The sequence below is a fragment of the Pantoea sp. X-Soil-OKNW-713 genome (assembly GCF_059730685.1).
Map to the genome: position 1 here is coordinate 223,449 of NZ_AP035995.1, position 19,314 is coordinate 242,762.

The window sequence follows — 19,314 nt, forward strand, 5'->3', positions numbered from 1 at the left end:
CATGTTGATGTTATTCGCTACCGTCGCACTGGTACATCTGGTCGCGCTGATGAGTCCTGGCCCGGACTTCTTTTTTGTCTCGCAGACCGCTGCCAGCCGCTCGCGTAAAGAAGCGATGATGGGTGTGCTGGGGATCACGCTGGGGGTAATGGTGTGGGCCGGTGTGGCGCTGATGGGCCTGCATCTGATCCTGGAAAAAATGGCGTGGCTGCATCAAATCATCATGGTGGGTGGCGGCTTATATCTGCTGTGGATGGGCTGGCAGTTGATGCGTTCGGCGCGTCAGCGTCATCAGCAGCCAAACAGCGAAGCACCCGTCGTGGAGCTGCCGAAAAAAGGGATGAGCTTCCTTAAAGGCTTGCTGACCAACCTCTCCAACCCGAAAGCCATTATCTATTTCGGCAGCGTATTCTCGCTGTTTGTTGGCAATGATGTCGGCGCAATGGAGCGCTGGGGATTATTCCTGCTGATTCTGGTGGAAACCTTCGCCTGGTTTACCGTGGTGGCGGCGATTTTTGCTCTGCCGTGGATGCGTGATAAATATCAGCGCATGGCGAAGTGGGTTGATGGCATGGCGGGTGTCCTGTTTGCCGGCTTCGGCATCCACCTGATCATTTCACGGTAATTTTATCCGTAGCGGCGCGATTTATCGCGCGGGTTTATAGGCGCACGATAAATCGCACCGCTACGAACTATCAGGCGATTCTGCGTGCGCTGGCTAACAACGCACCGACGGCCATAAACAAACCACCAAACGTTCGGTTCATCGCCTTCATCTGCTTCGGCCCTTTAATCCAACCGGCGATGCGGGTGGCGAGGGTGGCATAACCAATCATCACGATAATATCTACGACAACCGTGGTGACGCCGAGCACCAGATATTGCATCAGCTGTGGCTGGTGCGGCTGAATGAACTGCGGGAACAGCGCGGCAAGAAACACAATGCTTTTGGGGTTAGTCAGGTTAACCAACACCGCGCGCTTAAACAGGCGACGACGCGGCATCGCTTTGGCGACAGCATTGAGATCCAGCGCGCCACCCGAGCGCCATTGCTGAATACCCAGCCACACTAAATAGGCGGCACCGGCCCACTTCAGGATTTCGAACGCCAGCAGCGACTGAGAAAACAGCGCGCCAAGACCCACACCCACCAGCACGATATGTACCGACAGACCAATTTGCAGGCCAGATATCGAGGCCACTGCGCCGCGATAGCCGTGACTGATGCCGGTGCTCATGGTGTTAATCGCGCCGGAACCCGGCGAGAGGCTAAGGATGGTTGTGGTAAGCAGGTAGGTTAACCACCATTCAATGGTCATGTGTGACATTCCCTGATGTAAGCGAAGTGTGACACAATACGCCAGAAAATCGCGGCACGCTATGGAGTGGACGTGTGGCGTTGACGTTTTTTTCAGGAGGGCGGATGCAGAAGATAAAACAGAGTTGGCTCAGGCGTGAAAAGGCGTTTGCCTCCTTTGCTACCGGTCCGCTGCTCGACTTCTGGCACCGTCGTGAAGAGTGTGAATTTACCGGCGTGGGTAATCTCACCCTGCGCTATGTTCGTTTCACCTCTCCGCAACATCATCGTGTCATTCTGATTGTTCCCGGACGTATTGAAAGCTACATCAAATACCCGGAGCTGGCCTATGACCTGTTCCACTGTGGTTTTGATGTGGTGATTATTGACCATCGAGGTCAGGGACGCTCCGATCGTCTGTTGGAAGATTCCCACCGCGGGCATGTGGTGGATTTCAATGATTACGTTGACGATCTGGAAACGCTTTATCTGAAAGAGATCGTCAGTGGTCATTACCGGCAGCGCTATGCGCTGGCGCATTCGATGGGCGGGGCGATCCTTGCGCTGTTTCTGGCGCGTCAGCCACGGGCGTTTCACGCCGTGGCGCTGGCGGCACCGATGTTTGGTATTACCTTGCCGCTGCCGCCTTTCCTCGCGCACCGCATTCTTGACTGGGCAGAGAAAATGCCCGCGCTGCGCGATGGTTATGCCCTCGGCACCGGGCGCTGGCGGGCCCATCCCTTCGGCATCAACCAGCTGACCCACAGCCGGGAACGTTATCAGCGCAACTTACGTTTTTACGCTGACGATCCGGCGATTCGCGTCGGTGGCCCGACTTACCATTGGGTACGTGAAGGGGTACAGGCGGGGCGCAGCATTATCAGTCAGGTGAATAACATCACCACGCCGATGCTGCTGATGCAGGCCAGCGAAGACCGGGTGGTGGATAACCGCTCGCAGGATTTGTTTTGTGAGGCGATGGCAGCAGCAGGGCATCCCTGCGAGGGTGTCACGCCTTATGTGATTGAAGGCGCGCGCCATGAGATCCTGTTTGAAACAGACGCGATGCGCGCCCAGGCGCTAAATGCGGTGGTGGATTTTTTTGCGCGCCACGTTTAATTGATTTTTTATTTTCCGGCTACGGCCAACCGACATTAATACCAGAGGTTTCCATGTACCACATCGTCGCATCCGACCTGGATGGCACGCTGCTCTCACCGGACCATCGTCTGACCCCTTTCGCACGCACCACGTTGCAGGAGCTGGTGGCACGCGATGTCCATTTCGTTTTTGCCACCGGTCGTCACTATATCGATGTGGGCCAGATGCGCGACAAACTCGGCATCCCGGCTTATATGATTACCTCCAACGGCGCACGCGTGCACAATGCTGACGGCGAGTTGATCTTCAGCCATAACCTGGATGCCGACATCGCCCAGGATCTGTATGGCCTGAAATACCACGATGAACAGGTTCTGACCCACGTTTACCGTGACGACGAATGGTTTATCAGCCGTCACCGCCCGGCGGAGCAGGATTATTTTCGTGAATCGGTGTTTAACTACCAGGTTTACCAGCCGGGGATGCTGCCGAGTGATGGCATCAGCAAAGTGTTCTTTACCTGCGACGATCCTGAGCATCTGATCCCGATGGAGCAGGCGATTGAGGCGCGTTGGGGCGATCGGGTCAACGTCAGCTTCTCGCTGCCGACCTGTCTCGAAGTGATGGCGGGGGGTGTCTCCAAGGGACATGCGCTGGAAGCGGTGGCAAAACAGCTCGGCTATTCATTGAAAGAGTGCATCGCGTTTGGTGATGGCATGAACGATGTCGAGATGCTCAGCATGGCCGGTAAGGGCTGCATCATGCGTAATGCCCATCAGCGCCTGAAAGATACCTTGCCTGCGCTGGAAGTGATTGGCAGCAATGCCGAAGACGCTGTGCCGCAGACGCTGCGTAAATTGTTCCTGGCATAACCTGACCCGTAGCGGCGCGATTTATCGCGCAATTTCGTGTGCGTTGCAGGAAAAACCCGCGCGATAATCGCGCCGCTACGGGTGCTTGTGTTTTATCCGATTGTAAACCAGATAATTCAACGAGGCAGCGACAGTTTGTTTACACTAGCGGCACTGTTCATTTTGGGATCGTTACCGTGCTGTTATTGATCGTTACCACCATTCTGTGGGCTTTTTCCTTTAGTTTAATCGGGGAATATCTGGCGGGTCAGGTGGATTCCTGGTTCTCGGTGCTGATGCGCCTGGCGCTGGCAGCCATTGTGTTCCTGCCCTTCCTGCGCTGGCGTGGCTATCGCGCTTCAACCATCTTGCTGTATATGCTGGTGGGAATGCTGCAACTGGGTGTCATGTACCTGCTGAGTTTCGAAGCCTATCTCTATCTGAGCGTCACCGAATTCCTGCTGTTCACTGTGATGACACCGCTGTATGTCACTTTGATTTATGATTTGCTCAGTCGGCGTCCACTGCGCATCGGCTATGCCTTTAGCGCCATGCTGGCGGTGATTGGCGCGGCGATTATCCGTTACGACAAAGTCAGCGATCATTTCTGGTTTGGCCTGCTGCTGGTGCAGGCGGCGAATATCTGCTTTGCCATCGGCATGGTAGGTTACAAGCGTTTGCAGGAAACACGTCCGATGCCGCAGCACACCGCCTTTTCCTGGTTCTACCTCGGCGCGGTGATTATTGCGGTGATTGCCTGGAGCCTGTGGGGTAATCCCAACAAACTGCCGACCACTTCGCTGCAATGGGGCATTCTGGTGTGGCTCGGCGTTGCGGCGTCTGGCCTGGGATACTTTATGTGGAACTACGGCGCGACCCAGGTGGATGCGGGGACGCTGGGGATTATGAACAATATGCACGTTCCGGCTGGCTTGCTGGTGAACCTGGCGATCTGGCAGGAAAAACCGCACTGGCCCAGCTTTATCGCTGGAGCCATCGTGATTTTTGCGTCACTTTACGTTCATAAACGCTGGGTGTTGGGAAAAACCACCACCAGCCATTAAGCCTTTTTGACGGGGGTTGGACGCTGCACCAGCGTCAACCCCTTCAAAAAGTTACGCAGAATCTGGTCACCGCACTCGCGATAGTTTTTATGATCCGGGTTACGGAAAATCGCGCCAATCTCCGCCTGAGAAACTTTAAAGTTCGCCTTCAGCAACACCTCGGGGATATCCGTGGTCTTCAGGGCAAACGCGATGCGCAGTTTTTTCAGGAAAATGTTGTTATTCATCCGGCGCTCAATCGACGGCGCAGGCGCATCTTCGCTTTTACCACGACGATGGAAAATTAAACCGTTAAGGAAATACCCCATCAGCACGTCCGGGCAAGGACGATATGCAGCGTCATCGTCCTTCTTCAGCCATGCCTGAACATCTTCCAGCGGCACATCGCTGCCTGCCAGAGCAAAAATCTCCACCACTTTGCTGTCGCTCAGGTCCAGCATATAGCGCACACTGCGCAGCACATCGTTATTAGTCATGGTGAAAATCTCCTGGTCGCGGGTTAAGGCGGCGCATTATAGAGCAGGCTAACTCAGGAAGACAGGGGCTGTAACGAACCCGGGCGCGCAGCATCACGTACAAAAGGCAAATGTTCGCAGGCATGCTGACGGGCAAAGCGCACAAACGCCTCCAGCACCGGCTGACGCTGCTCACCATCGCGCATCGCCGCATACAAACGGCTCCACAACCCATCCCCCAACGTTTTCGTCACCACCAAACCCTGTTGTTCAAAACTCTCCACTACCCAATGTGGTAACGCTGCAATGCCCATACCGGCTGACACCATCTGAATCAACAACAGGGTATTATCGACACTCTTCAGGGCTGGGCTGATGCCTGCCGGTTGCAGGAAGTTTCGCCAGATATCGAGACGCTGACGCTGCACCGGGTAAATCATCAGCACTTCATCTGCCAAATCTTCCGGTGAAATGTGCTCAACGTTTGCCAGTCGATGATCCGGGGCCATCACCAGACGCACCTCAAAATCGAACATCGGCGAATAGAACAAACCGCTGCGCGGCAGAATATCCGAGGTCAGCACCACATCCAGCTCACCCTGTTGCAAGGCTGGTTGTGGGTCAAAGGTCACGCCAGATTTAAAATCCATCACTACCTGGGGCCAACTCTGACGGAAATTATTTAACGCAGGCGTCAGCCATTGAATGCAACTGTGACACTCAATCGCAATACGCAGCGTGGTTTGATGCGGCTCATGACAAGCCTGCAAGGCTTGCTGAATCTGCGGCAGGATCTGCTCAGCCAGTTGTAACAGGATCTCCCCCTGTGGCGTAAAGCGTAGCGGCTGGCTCTTACGCACAAACAGGCGAAAGCCCAGCCGTTGCTCCAGATCGCTGAACTGATGAGACAACGCCGATTGCGTTTGATGAAGCTGGGCAGCGGCGGCAGCCAGCGAACCGGTATTCCTTAACGCTTGCAGCGTTCGCAGGTGTTTGAGTTCGATCATGAGAATCCTTCACATCGAGATTGAACAATTTGCGCTTGAGGAACATACAGTACCCGCAGAATATAGCGGTGTAAACATCTGGACGGCTAAACATCTCCAGCAAGCGTGGTGACCAGTCTATGTTGGCCCTGATTTGAAGCGCGTGCTGCACAGTTAAGAATACCTGGAGAACAACAAATGACCATTCTGAACCACACACTCGGTTTCCCTCGCGTCGGTTTGCGTCGTGAATTGAAAAAAGCTCAGGAAAGCTACTGGGCAGGTAACAGTTCACAGGAAGAGCTGCTGGCTGTGGGCCGTGAACTGCGCGCGCGCCACTGGCAACAACAGAAAGATGCGGGTGTGGACCTGCTGCCCGTGGGCGACTTCGCCTGGTACGATCACGTACTGACCACCAGCCTGCTGCTGGGCAACGTACCGGCACGTCATCAGAATAAAGCGGGTTCAGTCGATCTCGATACCCTGTTCCGCCTGGGCCGTGGCCGTGCTCCGACCGGTGAACCAGCGGCTGCCGCGGAGATGACCAAATGGTTCAACACCAACTATCACTACATGGTGCCGGAATTCACCCGTGGGCAGCAGTTCAAACTGACCTGGACCCAATTGCTGGACGAAGTGGACGAAGCGCTAGCGCTCGGTCACAACGTCAAACCTGTGCTGCTCGGTCCGGTGACTTACCTGTGGTTGGGTAAAGTGAAGGGTGAACAGTTTGACCGCCTGTCATTGCTGCCAGCGATCCTGCCGGTCTACCAACAGGTGCTGGCTGAACTGAAAAAACGCGGTATCGAATGGGTGCAGATTGATGAACCGGCACTGTCGCTGGAACTGCCAGCGGCGTGGCGCGCGGCGTTTCAACCCGCTTATGACGCGCTACAGGGGGCAACCAAACTGCTGCTGACCACCTACTTCGACAGCATCGGTCAAAACCTGGCAGTGATCAAAGCGCTGCCGGTGCAGGGCCTGCACGTTGACCTGGTGCACGGCAAAGACGATATTCAACAACTCCACCAACAACTGCCTGCCGAATGGCTGCTGTCGGTCGGGGTGATCAACGGTCGCAACGTCTGGCGTGCTGATCTCAGCCGCTGGTTTGAGCGCCTGCAACCGCTGGTGGGGCAACGCCCGCAACTGTGGATTGGCTCCTCTTGCTCCCTGCTGCACAGCCCGATCGACCTGAGCGTGGAAACCCGCCTGGATGATGAAGTCAAAAGCTGGTTCGCCTTCGCCCTGCAAAAATGCGCAGAGCTGGCATTGTTGAGCAAGGCATTGAATAACAATGATGCCCAGTCACTGGAAGCCTGGAGCGCGCCAATCCGAGCCCGTGCCCACTCCAGCCGGGTGCACAATGCCGCCGTGGCGCAGCGTTTGGCCAATATTCAGGCCGCAGATACTGAGCGTCACAGCGCTTACCGTGAACGCGCCAAAGCGCAACGTAACCGCTTCAATCTGCCCGCATGGCCAACCACCACCATTGGTTCATTTCCCCAGACCACAGAAATTCGCGGCCTGCGCCTCGACTTTAAAAAAGGCAACATTGATGGCGGCCACTACCGTACCGGCATCGCTGAACACATCAAACAGGCGATTGTCGAGCAGGAACGCCTCGGTCTGGACGTGCTGGTGCACGGCGAAGCAGAGCGTAACGACATGGTCGAATACTTCGGGGAAAATCTCGATGGCTTCATCTTTACCCAGAACGGTTGGGTACAGAGCTACGGTTCACGCTGCGTCAAACCGCCAGTGATCATCGGTGATGTCAGCCGCCCGGCAGCTATCACCGTGGAGTGGGCGAAATATGCGCAGTCGCTGACCGACAAACCGGTCAAAGGTATGCTTACCGGTCCGGTCACCATCCTGTGCTGGTCGTTCCCGCGCGAAGATGTCAGCCGTGAAACCATTGCTAAACAGATTGCGCTGGCACTGCGCGACGAAGTGGCCGATCTGGAAAAAGCCGGTATCGGCATTATCCAGATTGACGAACCGGCGCTGCGTGAAGGCCTGCCGCTGCATCAATCTGACTGGGCGGCGTACCTCACCTGGGCGGTGGATGCGTTCCGTCTCAACGCCGCTGTGGCGCAGGATGACACCCAGATCCACACCCATATGTGTTATTGCGAGTTCAACGACATCATGGACTCGATTGCCGCCCTGGATGCCGACGTGATCACCATCGAAACCTCACGTTCCGACATGGACCTGCTGGATGCGTTTAAAGAGTTTGAATACCCAAATGAAATCGGCCCAGGTGTGTATGACATCCACTCACCGAACGTACCGAGTGTTGAATGGATGGAGGATTTGCTGCGTAAAGCCGCGCTGAGTATCCCGGAGCAACGTCTGTGGGTGAATCCGGACTGCGGTCTGAAAACCCGAGGTTGGACAGAAACTCGTCAGGCACTGGCGAATATGGTTATCGCGGCGAAGCACCTGCGCGGTGAAACAGCCTGAATGTTGTGTTGACACTTTGGGGCGCGCAAGCGCCCCTTTTTTATTACGCGTCAGGCGTGACGCCATACTGTTGGAACCACGCCAGCATGCGCGTCCAGCCATCTTTTGCGGATTCCGCATGATAGCTCGGACGGTAATCAGCGTTGAAGGCATGACCCGCTTCGGGATAAACCACAATCTCCGCTTTGGCATTGGCGGCGTGCAGCGCCTGGCGCATCTGCTCAACGCTCTCCAGCGGAATCCCCTCATCCTGACCACCGTACAGGCCCAGCACCGGGGCATTCAGATCAACCGCAATATCAATCGGGTGCTTCTGCTGCTTGAGCGTCTTATCACCCACCAGACGACCATACCAGGCGACCGCCGCACGCACCTGCGGATTGTGCGCGGCAAACAGCCAGCTTATGCGGCCGCCCCAGCAGAAACCGGTAATCCCCATACGCCGAATATCGCCGCCGTTGCGGGCGGCCCAATTGGCGACATGGTCGAGGTCGGATAACACCTGTGAGTCCGGCACTTTGCTTACCAACTCTTTGAACAGGGTTGGGATATCGGTGTATTCGCTCGGATCGCCCTCGCGGAAATAGAGTTCCGGTGCCACCGCCAGATAACCCTCCAGCGCCAGACGGCGGCAGATATCCCGGATATGCTCATGCACGCCAAAAATTTCCTGGACTACCAACACCACCGGCAACGTCCCTTGATACTCTTTCGGGCGGGCATAAAACGCGGGCAGATTTTCCCCCTGGCTCGGAACCGAGGTTTCTCCGGCATGGATTGCCTCGCTGTGGGTAAGGATAGTGCTGCTGGCGGTCGGTTGGACGGCGGGAGCAAAGCCACCCGTTGCAGATTTTTGTGCCATATTGTCTTCGGTTTTCATTGTTCTCTCCATGCTGGCAAGTGCGCAATCACGTAACTATAGCCTGGCCGTAGAGGCCGGGCGGGTGTAGGTTTCAGAGGGGATACGCATGAATTCTTCTTCTCTATTAACACCGCCGACTGAACTTACACAGCACCGGATGTAGCAATTCAGAATGGCAGACCGCTGATGTGTGACTTAAATCACGAAAATATTTTCTGTTAATGTAACTTTCATTATTTATAGTGAAATTACTCACATATTTATCGCGTCTGCTGACGTAAAGTGGCGCGCATATCCCTATATCTACCAGGAGTCTGTTATGGCCCAGTCTGACGTTTTCCACCTTGGCATCACCAAAGCCAGCCTGAAAGGAGCCACACTGGCCATCGTTCCCGGTGACCCGGAGCGCGTGAAGAAAATTGCGGCGTTAATGGACAACCCGCAACATCTGGCGTCGCACCGTGAATTCACCACTTATCTGGCTGAACTGGAGGGCAAACCGGTGGTGGTGTGCTCCACCGGCATCGGCGGGCCGTCCACCTCAATTGCGGTCGAAGAACTGGCGCAACTCGGCGTCCGCACCTTCCTGCGCGTGGGCACCACCGGCGCGATTCAGCCGGGCATCAATGTCGGTGACGTGTTGGTCACCACTGCGTCAGTACGCCTGGACGGTGCCAGCCTGCATTTCGCACCGATGGAGTTCCCGGCAGTAGCCGATTTCACCTGCACCACGGCGCTGGTGGCGGCGGCGGAAGCCTGTGGCGCAAAAACCCATATCGGCATCACCGCGTCGTCAGATACCTTCTATCCCGGCCAGGAACGTTACGACACTTTTTCCGGGCGCGTGGTCAGCCGCTTCCAGGGTTCCATGAAAGAGTGGCAGCAGATGGGTGTCCTCAACTATGAGATGGAATCCGCTACACTGTTAACCATGTGCGCCAGCCAGGGGCTGCGAGCCGGTATGGTGGCGGGTGTCATCGTGAACCGTACGCAGAAGGAGATCCCGGATGCGGCGACCATGAAACAAACCGAAAGCGATGCGGTGAAAATTGTCGTTGAAGCTGCGCGCCGGTTAATGTAGCGCGCCCGGCAGCGGGCTAAGGTTCGCTGCCCGTTAAGGATGCGCGCAAGTTCAGCGGATTACTGAGAGTCTTTTATGCGCAAAACTGTTGCTGTTCAACGTCCGGCCTTTATGACCAACCCGGCAGCGATGCAATCCCGTGTCGAAGGTGCGGCCGCGCGCTTCCGTCAGGCGATGGCGGTGGCGGATTATCCCGCCGCCCGCCGCTGCTGTGAAGACGTGCTGCGTGTGATGCCACATAACATGCAGGTGTTAAGTGACTACGCGCTGACTTTGATGCGCACCGGTGATTACAACAAGTCCTACAAAACCTACCTGAAAATCTATCAAGCCTCCGCCGACCAGCGGGCACAGGCGTCTGAGACCTGGCTGGATGGCCTGACTGAAGTGTGCGGCTGGCTCAATAAAGCGGATGAAGTGGCGCGTTACGGGCTGGAATCGTTGCAGCAATCTGATGCGAAGTTCAGTACCGGGCAGAAGCACCCGCTCCCGGCTGAGGCACCACCGGCTTTTGATGCCAGCAAGCCCCAGGAAAATATCATCGCCTTTAGCCTGTATGGCAATCAGCCGCGATATTGCGAAACCCTGATTAAAAACGTTGAGGTAGCACGCGAACTCTACCCGGCCTGGACCTGTCGCGTTTATCTGGATGACAGCGTACCGCAGCATGTCTGGCAACGTTTGCAGCAGCCTGATGTGCAACTGGTCGACATGTCTGAGGAAAAAACGTTGTTCCCGACGTTGTGGCGTTTCCTGGTGATCGACGACCCCAGCGTCAAACGCTTCATCGTACGTGATGCCGACTCACTTCTTTCTGAACGTGAAGTGGCCGCAGTCGATGCCTGGCTGCATTCGCCTTACTGGTTCCATCATATGCGCGACTACTTTACCCACACCGAGTTGCTGCTGGCGGGGATGTGGGGAGGTTGTCATGGCGTATTCAGCCAGGTGGAACAACAGATGCGGGATTTCATCGCTGAGTATCAGGGCAGCGAACGTTTTACCGACCAGTACTTCCTGAAACGGGCGCTGTGGCCGACGGTACGCGATAGCATCCTTAATCATGACGATGTTTTTCGTTTTCATCATGCTCAGGCGTGGCCCGCACATCCTCCAATCCGCTGGCAGACGGACAAGTTCCACGTCGGCAGTAATGCCGGGTTTTCCAGCATGGCGGGGAAAGCCAGCGTGGTGGATGCCGAGTGGCAGCAGGTTGAACTCACCTGGGCAGGGCAAAGCTGGAGCTATCCGGCCAGAGTGCGCAACGGCGAATGGGAACTACCGATGCCATTTTTCCTGATAGAGGCGTGGAAAGCGGGTGAGTTAACGGTGCAGCTGGTATAAATTCCACATTCCGTAGCGGCGCGATTTATCGCGCAATACGTGCTTCGGTCGTAAATGCGCGATAAATCGCGCCGCTACGAATGTATGCTCAACGATCGTGGCAAACATCCGGCAGAATTGTCTGGACATTCATACAGTACGCCTCTACCTTTTCCCTCAGCGAGACGATCCGCGGGGGAATTATGGATCAGCAACTTATCATCATCAGTGGCGCATTGGCGTTGGCCGGTTTTGGCATCGGCTGGATTGTGGCGCAGATGCGAGCCGGTCATCAACAGGCCAGCTTCTTAACGGAGCGCCGCTTATCTGAAGAGGCGCAACTGCGTCAGCAGCAGCAACTGGAGCTGGCACAGCAGCAGGTGCAATTGCGCGAGCAGGAATTACGCCAGCTGCACGGTGCGTTGAGCGGTGCACAGGAGCGCCTGCAACAACTCGATTACTGGCGCGGCGAAAGCGAACAGCTCAGCCGTGAACTGCGCAATCAGCTGGAGGTGAACAGCGCGCAGGAAGCCGAATTGCGTGAAGTCACCATCCGCCTTGAAGAGACACGCTTTGCCGCTGAGGAGAAACAGCGTCTGCTGACCAACAGCGAACAGCGCCTGAGCGCCCAATTCGAAAATCTTGCCAATCGCATCTTCGAAAACAGCGGCCGTCGTGTTGATGAACAAAACCGCCAAAGCCTGAACAGCCTGATTGGGCCGCTGCGCGAGCAACTGGACGGATTTCGTCGTCAGGTGACAGACAGCTTCGGCCAGGAAGCGCGCGAACGTCACACGCTGGCGCATGAGATCCGTCAGCTGCAACAACTGAATGCGCAGATGGCGCAGGAAGCCATCAACCTTACCAAAGCCCTGAAAGGTGACAATAAAATCCAGGGGAACTGGGGCGAGGTAGTGCTTGGCCGGGTGCTGGAGGCTTCCGGCCTGCGCGAAGGCCATGAGTATGAAACCCAGGTCAGCGTGCAGCTGGAATCGCAGGGCAGGATGCAACCGGATGTGATCGTGCGTCTGCCGCAGGGCAAAGATGTGGTGATTGACGCCAAAATGACGCTCATCGCCTATGAGCGCTACTTCAATGCCGAGGATGAAGCCACGCGCGAGCAGGCGATTCAGGAGCACATCAACGCGGTGCGCGGTCATATTCGCCTGTTGGGGCGAAAAGATTATCAACAATTGCCCGGTTTACGCTCTCTGGATTATGTGTTGATGTTTATCCCGGTTGAACCGGCCTTTCTGCTGGCAATCGATCGTCAGCCGGAGCTGATCAGCGAAGCGTTGCAGCAGAACATCATGCTGGTCAGTCCCACGACGTTGCTGGTGGCGCTGCGCACCATCAACAACCTGTGGCGTTATGAGCATCAAAGTCGCAACGCCCAGCGTATTGCTGACCGCGCCGCGCGCTTGTACGACAAAATGCGGCTGTTTGTCGATGACATGAGCGGCATCGGTCACAACCTGGATAAAGCGCAGCAAAGTTATCATCTGGCGATGAAAAAGCTGGCGGAGGGGCGTGGCAATCTGATTGCGCAAAGTGAAGCCTTTCGTTCGCTGGGTGTGGAGATCAAGCGTCCGATTAATCCGCAGCTGGTGGCCCAGGCACAGCCGGAGGAGTCTGATAATGATTGGGCCGATGATGACCAGCCTGATGAAAAAACAACAGATTCTTCCGCCGCTTCCCTGCGCCGTATCAACGAATAACGCGCCGGTCGCGTGCCCGGCCAGCGCAACTCTGATACACTTCGCGAAGTATTGTTTGTGGAACAGGTAAAACCCATGGCAGATGAATCACAGCAGGAAACTACCCACTTTGGCTTTCAGACCGTCGCAAAAAGCGAAAAGGCAGATAAAGTCGCCGACGTGTTTCACTCCGTAGCGGCAAAATATGACCTGATGAACGATCTGATGTCGTTTGGCATCCATCGTGTCTGGAAGCGTTTCACCATCGACAGCAGCGGCGTTCGCCGTGGGCAGCGCGTGTTGGACCTCGCCGGTGGTACGGGCGATCTGACGGCAAAATTTTCCCGTCTGGTGGGCGAAACGGGCCAGGTGGTGCTGGCGGATATCAACAGCTCAATGCTGAAGATGGGCCGCGAGAAACTGCGTAATCTCGGCATTTCCGGCAACGTCAGCTATGTGCAGGCGAATGCCGAAGCGTTGCCATTCCCGGATAACTATTTCGATTGCATCACCATCTCTTTCGGTCTGCGTAACGTGACCGAGAAAGAGAAAGCGCTGGCATCGATGTTCCGCGTGCTGAAGCCGGGTGGCCGTCTGCTGGTGCTGGAGTTCTCCAAACCGCTGCTGGAACCGCTCAGCAAAGCCTACGATGCTTACTCGTTCCATATTCTGCCGCGCATTGGTCAACTGGTGGCGAAGGATGCAGAAAGCTATCGCTATCTGGCGGAATCCATTCGTATGCACCCCGATCAGGAAACCCTGAAGGCGATGATGAACGACGTCGGTTTCGAAAATACCACTTACTTCAACATGACTGGCGGCATTGTCGCGCTGCATCGCGGCTTTAAGTTCTGACAAATCATGGCGATGACTTTCACTCCTTTGATTACTGGCGGTCTTGAGACCGCCCTGAATCGTGTTTTATACCGCGATCGCAGCCTGAAAGCCGCGCGTCAGCGTCTGGCGGGTAAGGTGCTGATGCTGCGCTTGCAGGAACTCTCCTTTCCGCTGGTGCTGGTGTTCAGCGAAAACCAGCTGGATGTGCTGAGTGACTGGCAGGACAGCAGCGATTGCACCGTCAGTTTGCGTTTCAGCACCTTGCCGAAATTACGTGACCGCCAGCAACTCACCAGCCTGATTCGCAGCGGCGAACTGGAAGTGGAAGGCGACTTGCAGGTGGTGCAGCAATTCTCGGCGTTAATGGATTTAGCGGAGCTGGATCCGGCGGAATATCTCGCGCCGTGGATTGGCGATATCGCCGCACAGGGCATTAGCCAGGCTGCACAGCGGGCGCTGACCTTTGTTAAACACGAGGTTACGCGTCGGCAGGATTATCTTGGTCAGACGCTGACGGAAGAGTGGCGACTGGCTCCGGGTGCGCTGGAACTGGCCTGGTTTTGCGAGGAAGTGGAAGCGATGGACCGTTCGCTTGATGCGCTTGAGGCGCGTTTAGCACAGCTGGAGGCGAAATGACGCTGGGAGAAATTCGGCGCTTATATTTTATTGTTAAGGTCTTTCTCACCTATGGCCTTGATGAACTGATCCCACACATGCGCATCACGCTGCCGCTGCGTTTATGGCGGCGCTGCATTTTCTGGCTCCCCAACAAACACAAAAACGAATCAATGGGCGTGCGTATCCGTCTGGCGATGGAGCAGTTGGGTCCGGTGTGGATCAAATTTGGTCAGATGCTGTCAACGCGTCGTGACCTGTTTCCTCCGGCGATTGCAGATGAACTGGCGATTTTGCAGGACCGCGTCGCACCGTTCGATGGTGTAAAAGCCAAAGCGCAGATCGAGAAAGCGATTGGCGGCCCGGTTGAAACCTGGTTCGACGATTTTGAAATCACCCCGCTGGCGTCAGCGTCAATTGCCCAGGTTCATACCGCGACGCTGAAAGAGAATGGCCGCGAAGTGGTGATCAAGGTTATCCGTCCCGATATCCTGCCGGTGATCAAAGCGGATATGAAGCTGATCTACCGTCTGGCGCGCTGGGTACCGCGTTTGTTGCCGGATGGACGCCGTCTGCGCCCGCTAGAAGTGGTGCGCGACTATGAAAAAACCCTGATTGATGAACTCAATTTGTTGCGTGAGGCAGCAAATGCCATCCAGTTGCGCCGCAACTTTGATCAGAGTCACATGCTGTATGTCCCGGAGATTTTCTCCGACTATTGCAGTGAATCGATGTTGGTGATGGAGCGCATTTACGGCATTCCGATTTCTGATGTCGCGACGCTGGAGCAACATGGCGTCAATATGAAACTGCTGGCCGAGCGTGGCGTGCAGGTGTTCTTTACTCAGGTGTTTCGCGACAGTTTCTTCCATGCCGATATGCATCCCGGCAACATCTTCGTCAGCTATGACCACCCGGAAGACCCGCAATATATCGGTATCGACTGCGGTATCGTTGGCTCACTGAACAAAGAAGACAAACGCTACCTGGCGGAGAACTTTATCGCCTTCTTCAACCGCGATTACCGCAAAGTGGCGGAACTGCACGTTGATTCTGGCTGGGTACCGCCAGATACCAATGTGGAAGATTTTGAGTTCGCGATCCGTACCGTATGTGAACCCATTTTTGAGAAGCCGCTGGCGGAGATCTCCTTTGGCCATGTGCTGCTGAATCTGTTCAACACCGCGCGTCGCTTTAACATGGAAGTGCAGCCGCAGCTGGTGCTGTTACAAAAAACGCTGCTGTATATTGAAGGCATCGGTCGCCAACTTTATCCGCAGCTCGATTTGTGGAAAACCGCGAAGCCCTTCCTGGAAGACTGGATTAAAGATCAAATCGGTATTCCGGCGATCCTGCGTGCCGTGAAAGATAAAGCCCCATTCTGGGCCGAGAAACTGCCGGAGCTGCCGGAACTGTTCTACGACAGCATGCGTCAGCATAAATTGTTGCAGCACAGCGTCGATAAACTGGTCACGGATATGAACGCACAACGCAGCCGACATCATCAGGCGCGTTATCTGTTCGGGGTAGGGGCTACACTGTTATTAAGTGGCACCGCAGTGCTGCTGAGTCGGCCTGACTGGGATTTCTTCCCGGCGATATTAATGGCCGCAGGCATCGTGACCTGGCTGATAGGCTGGCGCAAGACAAACTGATTGTCAGCCAGATCTAAAACGCGTAATGTCGCAGGCTAAGGCCCGAAATCATATGGGCTTTCTGTGTGTTACATACGACAGTTTTTCACAGAATATTAGAGGCATATCTCATGGGCGGTATCAGTATTTGGCAATTGTTAATCATTGCCGTCATTGTTGTACTTCTGTTCGGTACCAATAAGCTACGCAATCTGGGTTCGGATTTAGGTTCTTCCATTCGTGGTTTCAAAAAAGCCATGAGTGATGAAGACGAAAAAAAGGATCAACCGAAGGAGCAGGACGCTGACTTCAACGCCAAAACCCTGGCAGATAAACAGCAAACCTCGGCAAGTAAAGACGACGCCAGGAACGACAAGCAGGTATAACCGTGTTCGACATTGGTTTTAGTGAACTGGTATTGGTGTTCGTTATTGGGCTGATTGTTCTCGGCCCGCAACGATTACCGGTTGCGGTAAAAACCGTAGTAGGCTGGATTCGGGCGATTCGCTCGCTGGCGGCTAACGTACAGCATGAACTGGCGCAGGAACTGAAACTGCAGGAGCTGCAGGATAGCCTGAAGAAGGTGGAAGAAGCGGGCCGTGGCACGCTGTCACCGGAACTGAAAGAATCGATGGAAGAGTTGCGTAAAACCGCTGACTCCATGAAACGTTCTTATCAGCAGAGCATCGATGTAGAGAAAGCGGAAGACGAAGCCAATACCATTCATACGCCGCCGCCTGTTGCTCCTGCATCGCCGGTGACACCGGCGACCGCGGAACATCAGGCCAGTGCTCCGGCGCAGACGCCGCAAACCGCGCCGTCTGCCGTGGAGCAACCCGATTCCGCCAGTGCATCTCACAGCACAGCGCCAACCGACCCGCAGGTGATGAACGATAAACATGGCCGTTGAAGATACCCAACCGCTCATCAGCCATCTGATTGAGCTGCGTAAACGTCTGTTAAACTGCATCATCGCGGTATTTGTCATCTTCCTGGCGCTGATTTACTTCGCCAACGACATCTACCATATGGTGGCAGAGCCGTTAATTAGCCAGATGCCTGCCGGTGCCAGCATGATCGCCACCGAAGTTGCGTCGCCTTTCTTTGCCCCGATTAAACTCACCATCATTGTGTCGGTGTTTCTTGCCGTGCCGGTGATTCTGTATCAGGTATGGGCCTTTATTGCACCGGCGCTCTATCGTCATGAGCGTCGACTGGTGATGCCACTGTTGTTCTCCAGTACCTTTTTGTTTTACGTCGGTGTGGCATTTGCTTACTTCGTCGTGTTCCCGCTGGCGTTTGGCTTCTTTGCCAAAACTGCGCCGCAGGGTGTGCAAATCGCCACGGATATCACCCACTATCTCGACTTCGTCATGACCCTGTTCCTGGCGTTTGGGGTCGCGTTTGAGGTGCCGGTCGTGATTGTGCTGCTGTGCTGGACTGGGATCACCACGCCGGAAGACCTGAAAAAGAAACGTCCATATATTCTGGTTGGCGCATTCGTTGTTGGGATGTTGCTCACACCACCGGATGTTTTCTCACAAACTTTGCTCGCTATTCCGATGTACTGCCTGTTTGAAGTCGGCGTATTCTTCTCCCGTTACTATGTGGGGAAAGGACGCAAGGCGGAGTCAGAATCGGTGGACGAGGAAAATCACACCGAATCCTGATGCTTTCTTGCAGCAGATCCCGTGTGCGAGCGGGATGACGATAAATCTAAACCGCCCACCCGTTGGGCGGTTTTTTTATTTGGGAAGAAACATGTTTGATATCGGTGTAAACCTGACCAGCACGCAATTTGCGAAAGATCGCGAACAGGTCGTAGCGCGTGCGCGCGAAGCAGGCGTCACCGGCCTGTTAATTACCGGCACCAACGCACTGGAAAGCCAACAGGCGCAGCGGCTGGCGGCACTGCATCCAGGCTACTGCTGGTCAACTGCGGGTGTTCATCCGCACCATGCCAGCGCATGGTCAGCGGAAACCGCCAATACCCTGCGTCGTCTGGCGGAGAGTGAGCAGGTGGTGGCGATTGGCGAATGCGGGCTGGATTTTAACCGCAACTTTTCGGCGCATGATCAGCAGGAATACGCCTTCGATGCACAACTTCAGTTGGCCGCCGAGCTGCAATTACCGGTTTTCCTGCATTGCCGTGAAGCGCACGCGCGTTTCGCCGCGATCCTGCAACCCTGGCTGCCGAAACTGGTCGGGGCGGTGGCTCACTGCTTTACCGGTACCCGTGAGGAACTGGAATCCTGTCTGGCGATGGGACTGTCGATTGGCATTACCGGTTGGGTGTGCGACGAACGGCGTGGCATGGAGCTGCGGGAGCTGCTGCCGTTGATCCCGGCAGAACGTCTGCTGCTGGAAACCGACGCGCCGTATTTGCTGCCGCGTGATATGCATCCGCGTCCGACCTCGCGCCGCAACGAACCCTGTTTTCTGCCGCACATCGTGCAGCAGGTGGCGTTATGGCGTAATGAGGCGGCAGAGACGTTGGGCGCGCAGGTGGTTGCTAATGCGCGTCAGCTGTTCAGGCTGGCTTAGGCTTTACGGAACTGTTTGTTATCAACACTGCGCATTACCTGTTTATTCAGCAGGTTAAGCAGCAGGATTGAGCGGGTTTCACCATCCGGCTCGGCAAAAATGGCACGCAGACCTTCAAAGGTGCCTTCGGTGATGATCACTTCATCACCGACTTGTGGCGTCTCTGGATCGATCAGGATCTGAGGCGCATCACTTTGCAGCGCTTCGATCACCTCATAGGGTACCGTAGCTGGCATCGTGCCGAAGCGAACAAAGTGGCTGACGCCACGCGTGCTGCTGATGGTGGTGGTGTGAATCGCTTCCGGATCGAACTCGATAAACAGATAGTTGGGAAACAGTGGCTCACTCACGGTGGTACGTTTACCACGAACGATTTTCTCCAGCGCAATCATTGGGCTGAGACAATTCACTGCCTGCCGCTCAAGATGTTCTTTCGCGCGCAACAGTTGTCCACGTTTGCAATAGAGTAAGTACCAGGATTCCATAACTGCTCCCAAA

20 protein-coding genes are annotated in these 19,314 nt (G+C 55.4%); 15 read left to right on the plus strand and 5 right to left on the minus strand.

The window, feature by feature from the left end; genetic code table 11:
- Nucleotide 1: 1 nt before the first annotated feature.
- Nucleotides 2–625 carry a threonine export protein RhtC gene (rhtC, locus tag AC6I8R_RS01005; RefSeq protein WP_021183804.1) on the plus strand — a complete coding sequence of 208 codons (624 nt, stop codon included), beginning with the start codon at nt 2–4 and terminating at the stop codon, nt 623–625.
- Nucleotides 626–695: 70 nt separating this feature from the next.
- Here the strand turns inward: rhtC and rhtB are convergent, their stop codons facing one another.
- Entirely contained in the window at nt 696–1,319 is a 624-nt protein-coding gene (rhtB, locus tag AC6I8R_RS01010; protein WP_021183805.1) for a homoserine/homoserine lactone efflux protein, read from the minus strand.
- 104 nt (nt 1,320–1,423) lie between these two features.
- On the opposite strand from rhtB, the gene pldB reads away from it, so the two are divergent.
- From pldB to AC6I8R_RS01025, 3 genes are all read left to right on the plus strand, one after another.
- Entirely contained in the window at nt 1,424–2,416 is a 993-nt protein-coding gene (pldB, locus tag AC6I8R_RS01015) for a lysophospholipase L2 (RefSeq protein ID WP_021183806.1), read from the plus strand.
- Nucleotides 2,417–2,469: 53 nt separating this feature from the next.
- The gene (yigL, locus tag AC6I8R_RS01020; protein ID WP_021183807.1) at nt 2,470–3,270 is read left to right on the plus strand and encodes a sugar/pyridoxal phosphate phosphatase YigL; all 801 of its coding nucleotides are present in this window, start codon (nt 2,470–2,472) and stop codon (nt 3,268–3,270) included.
- A gap of 176 nt (nt 3,271–3,446) precedes the next feature.
- The gene (locus tag AC6I8R_RS01025) at nt 3,447–4,313 is read left to right on the plus strand and encodes a carboxylate/amino acid/amine transporter (RefSeq protein ID WP_021183808.1); all 867 of its coding nucleotides are present in this window, start codon (nt 3,447–3,449) and stop codon (nt 4,311–4,313) included.
- Here AC6I8R_RS01025 and AC6I8R_RS01030 read toward each other — a convergent pair.
- Together AC6I8R_RS01030 and metR are read right to left on the minus strand one after the other, a co-directional pair.
- Complete coding sequence (locus tag AC6I8R_RS01030; RefSeq protein WP_021183809.1) at nt 4,310–4,789, minus strand: YehS family protein; 480 nt, start codon at nt 4,787–4,789, stop codon at nt 4,310–4,312. The genes AC6I8R_RS01025 and AC6I8R_RS01030 overlap by 4 nt on opposite strands.
- A gap of 53 nt (nt 4,790–4,842) precedes the next feature.
- Complete coding sequence (metR, locus tag AC6I8R_RS01035; RefSeq protein ID WP_021183810.1) at nt 4,843–5,775, minus strand: HTH-type transcriptional regulator MetR; 933 nt, start codon at nt 5,773–5,775, stop codon at nt 4,843–4,845.
- Nucleotides 5,776–5,952: 177 nt separating this feature from the next.
- On the opposite strand from metR, the gene metE reads away from it, so the two are divergent.
- Nucleotides 5,953–8,223, plus strand: a complete 2,271-nt coding sequence (metE, locus tag AC6I8R_RS01040; RefSeq protein ID WP_497831812.1) for a 5-methyltetrahydropteroyltriglutamate--homocysteine S-methyltransferase — start codon at nt 5,953–5,955, stop codon at nt 8,221–8,223.
- A gap of 43 nt (nt 8,224–8,266) precedes the next feature.
- Here the strand turns inward: metE and AC6I8R_RS01045 are convergent, their stop codons facing one another.
- Entirely contained in the window at nt 8,267–9,103 is an 837-nt protein-coding gene (locus tag AC6I8R_RS01045; protein ID WP_208724550.1) for a dienelactone hydrolase family protein, read from the minus strand.
- 301 nt (nt 9,104–9,404) lie between these two features.
- On the opposite strand from AC6I8R_RS01045, the gene udp reads away from it, so the two are divergent.
- The 10 genes from udp (at nt 9,405) to tatD (ending at nt 18,816) form a co-directional block, all read left to right on the plus strand.
- The gene (gene udp / locus AC6I8R_RS01050; protein ID WP_208724551.1) at nt 9,405–10,166 is read left to right on the plus strand and encodes a uridine phosphorylase; all 762 of its coding nucleotides are present in this window, start codon (nt 9,405–9,407) and stop codon (nt 10,164–10,166) included.
- Between the two features lie 75 nt (nt 10,167–10,241).
- Nucleotides 10,242–11,510 carry a tetratricopeptide repeat protein gene (locus tag AC6I8R_RS01055; RefSeq protein WP_497831813.1) on the plus strand — a complete coding sequence of 423 codons (1,269 nt, stop codon included), beginning with the start codon at nt 10,242–10,244 and terminating at the stop codon, nt 11,508–11,510.
- A 182-nt stretch (nt 11,511–11,692) separates the two neighbouring features.
- Nucleotides 11,693–13,207 (plus strand): DNA recombination protein RmuC, encoded by a 1,515-nt coding sequence (rmuC, locus tag AC6I8R_RS01060; protein WP_497831814.1) that lies wholly within the window; start codon nt 11,693–11,695, stop codon nt 13,205–13,207.
- Nucleotides 13,208–13,282: 75 nt separating this feature from the next.
- Nucleotides 13,283–14,041 (plus strand): bifunctional demethylmenaquinone methyltransferase/2-methoxy-6-polyprenyl-1,4-benzoquinol methylase UbiE, encoded by a 759-nt coding sequence (ubiE, locus tag AC6I8R_RS01065; RefSeq protein WP_021183817.1) that lies wholly within the window; start codon nt 13,283–13,285, stop codon nt 14,039–14,041.
- Between the two features lie 12 nt (nt 14,042–14,053).
- A complete protein-coding gene (ubiJ, locus tag AC6I8R_RS01070; protein ID WP_036625866.1) occupies nt 14,054–14,659 on the plus strand; it encodes a ubiquinone biosynthesis protein UbiJ in 606 nt (201 codons plus the stop codon).
- On the plus strand, nt 14,656–16,293 hold the full coding sequence (gene ubiB, locus AC6I8R_RS01075; RefSeq protein ID WP_021183819.1) for a ubiquinone biosynthesis regulatory protein kinase UbiB: 1,638 nt from the start codon (nt 14,656–14,658) through the stop codon (nt 16,291–16,293). Before ubiJ ends, ubiB begins: the two co-directional genes overlap by 4 nt.
- A gap of 110 nt (nt 16,294–16,403) precedes the next feature.
- On the plus strand, nt 16,404–16,658 hold the full coding sequence (gene tatA, locus AC6I8R_RS01080) for a Sec-independent protein translocase subunit TatA (protein ID WP_013507380.1): 255 nt from the start codon (nt 16,404–16,406) through the stop codon (nt 16,656–16,658).
- Nucleotides 16,659–16,660: 2 nt separating this feature from the next.
- A complete protein-coding gene (gene tatB, locus AC6I8R_RS01085; RefSeq protein WP_415175225.1) occupies nt 16,661–17,182 on the plus strand; it encodes a Sec-independent protein translocase protein TatB in 522 nt (173 codons plus the stop codon).
- The gene (gene tatC / locus AC6I8R_RS01090; RefSeq protein ID WP_021183821.1) at nt 17,172–17,942 is read left to right on the plus strand and encodes a Sec-independent protein translocase subunit TatC; all 771 of its coding nucleotides are present in this window, start codon (nt 17,172–17,174) and stop codon (nt 17,940–17,942) included. Before tatB ends, tatC begins: the two co-directional genes overlap by 11 nt.
- 91 nt (nt 17,943–18,033) lie before the next feature.
- The gene (gene tatD, locus AC6I8R_RS01095; protein ID WP_208724556.1) at nt 18,034–18,816 is read left to right on the plus strand and encodes a 3'-5' ssDNA/RNA exonuclease TatD; all 783 of its coding nucleotides are present in this window, start codon (nt 18,034–18,036) and stop codon (nt 18,814–18,816) included.
- Here the strand turns inward: tatD and rfaH are convergent.
- Nucleotides 18,813–19,301 carry a transcription/translation regulatory transformer protein RfaH gene (gene rfaH, locus AC6I8R_RS01100; protein ID WP_021183823.1) on the minus strand — a complete coding sequence of 163 codons (489 nt, stop codon included), beginning with the start codon at nt 19,299–19,301 and terminating at the stop codon, nt 18,813–18,815. The genes tatD and rfaH overlap by 4 nt on opposite strands.
- Between the last annotated feature and the right edge of the window lie 13 nt (nt 19,302–19,314).

Coding starts and splice junctions, on each gene's coding strand:
- pldB (WP_021183806.1), top strand. CDS start 1,424: ATGCAGAAGATAAAACAGAGTTGGCTCAGGCGTGAAAAGGCGTTTGCC.
- tatD (WP_208724556.1), top strand. CDS start 18,034: ATGTTTGATATCGGTGTAAACCTGACCAGCACGCAATTTGCGAAAGAT.
- AC6I8R_RS01045 (WP_208724550.1), bottom strand. CDS start 9,103: ATGAAAACCGAAGACAATATGGCACAAAAATCTGCAACGGGTGGCTTT.
- AC6I8R_RS01030 (WP_021183809.1), bottom strand. CDS start 4,789: ATGACTAATAACGATGTGCTGCGCAGTGTGCGCTATATGCTGGACCTG.
- rhtB (WP_021183805.1), bottom strand. CDS start 1,319: ATGACCATTGAATGGTGGTTAACCTACCTGCTTACCACAACCATCCTT.
- metR (WP_021183810.1), bottom strand. CDS start 5,775: ATGATCGAACTCAAACACCTGCGAACGCTGCAAGCGTTAAGGAATACC.
- rmuC (WP_497831814.1), top strand. CDS start 11,693: ATGGATCAGCAACTTATCATCATCAGTGGCGCATTGGCGTTGGCCGGT.
- rfaH (WP_021183823.1), bottom strand. CDS start 19,301: ATGGAATCCTGGTACTTACTCTATTGCAAACGTGGACAACTGTTGCGC.
- AC6I8R_RS01055 (WP_497831813.1), top strand. CDS start 10,242: ATGCGCAAAACTGTTGCTGTTCAACGTCCGGCCTTTATGACCAACCCG.
- yigL (WP_021183807.1), top strand. CDS start 2,470: ATGTACCACATCGTCGCATCCGACCTGGATGGCACGCTGCTCTCACCG.
- tatC (WP_021183821.1), top strand. CDS start 17,172: ATGGCCGTTGAAGATACCCAACCGCTCATCAGCCATCTGATTGAGCTG.
- udp (WP_208724551.1), top strand. CDS start 9,405: ATGGCCCAGTCTGACGTTTTCCACCTTGGCATCACCAAAGCCAGCCTG.
- rhtC (WP_021183804.1), top strand. CDS start 2: ATGTTGATGTTATTCGCTACCGTCGCACTGGTACATCTGGTCGCGCTG.
- tatA (WP_013507380.1), top strand. CDS start 16,404: ATGGGCGGTATCAGTATTTGGCAATTGTTAATCATTGCCGTCATTGTT.
- ubiB (WP_021183819.1), top strand. CDS start 14,656: ATGACGCTGGGAGAAATTCGGCGCTTATATTTTATTGTTAAGGTCTTT.
- ubiJ (WP_036625866.1), top strand. CDS start 14,054: ATGACTTTCACTCCTTTGATTACTGGCGGTCTTGAGACCGCCCTGAAT.
- ubiE (WP_021183817.1), top strand. CDS start 13,283: ATGGCAGATGAATCACAGCAGGAAACTACCCACTTTGGCTTTCAGACC.
- metE (WP_497831812.1), top strand. CDS start 5,953: ATGACCATTCTGAACCACACACTCGGTTTCCCTCGCGTCGGTTTGCGT.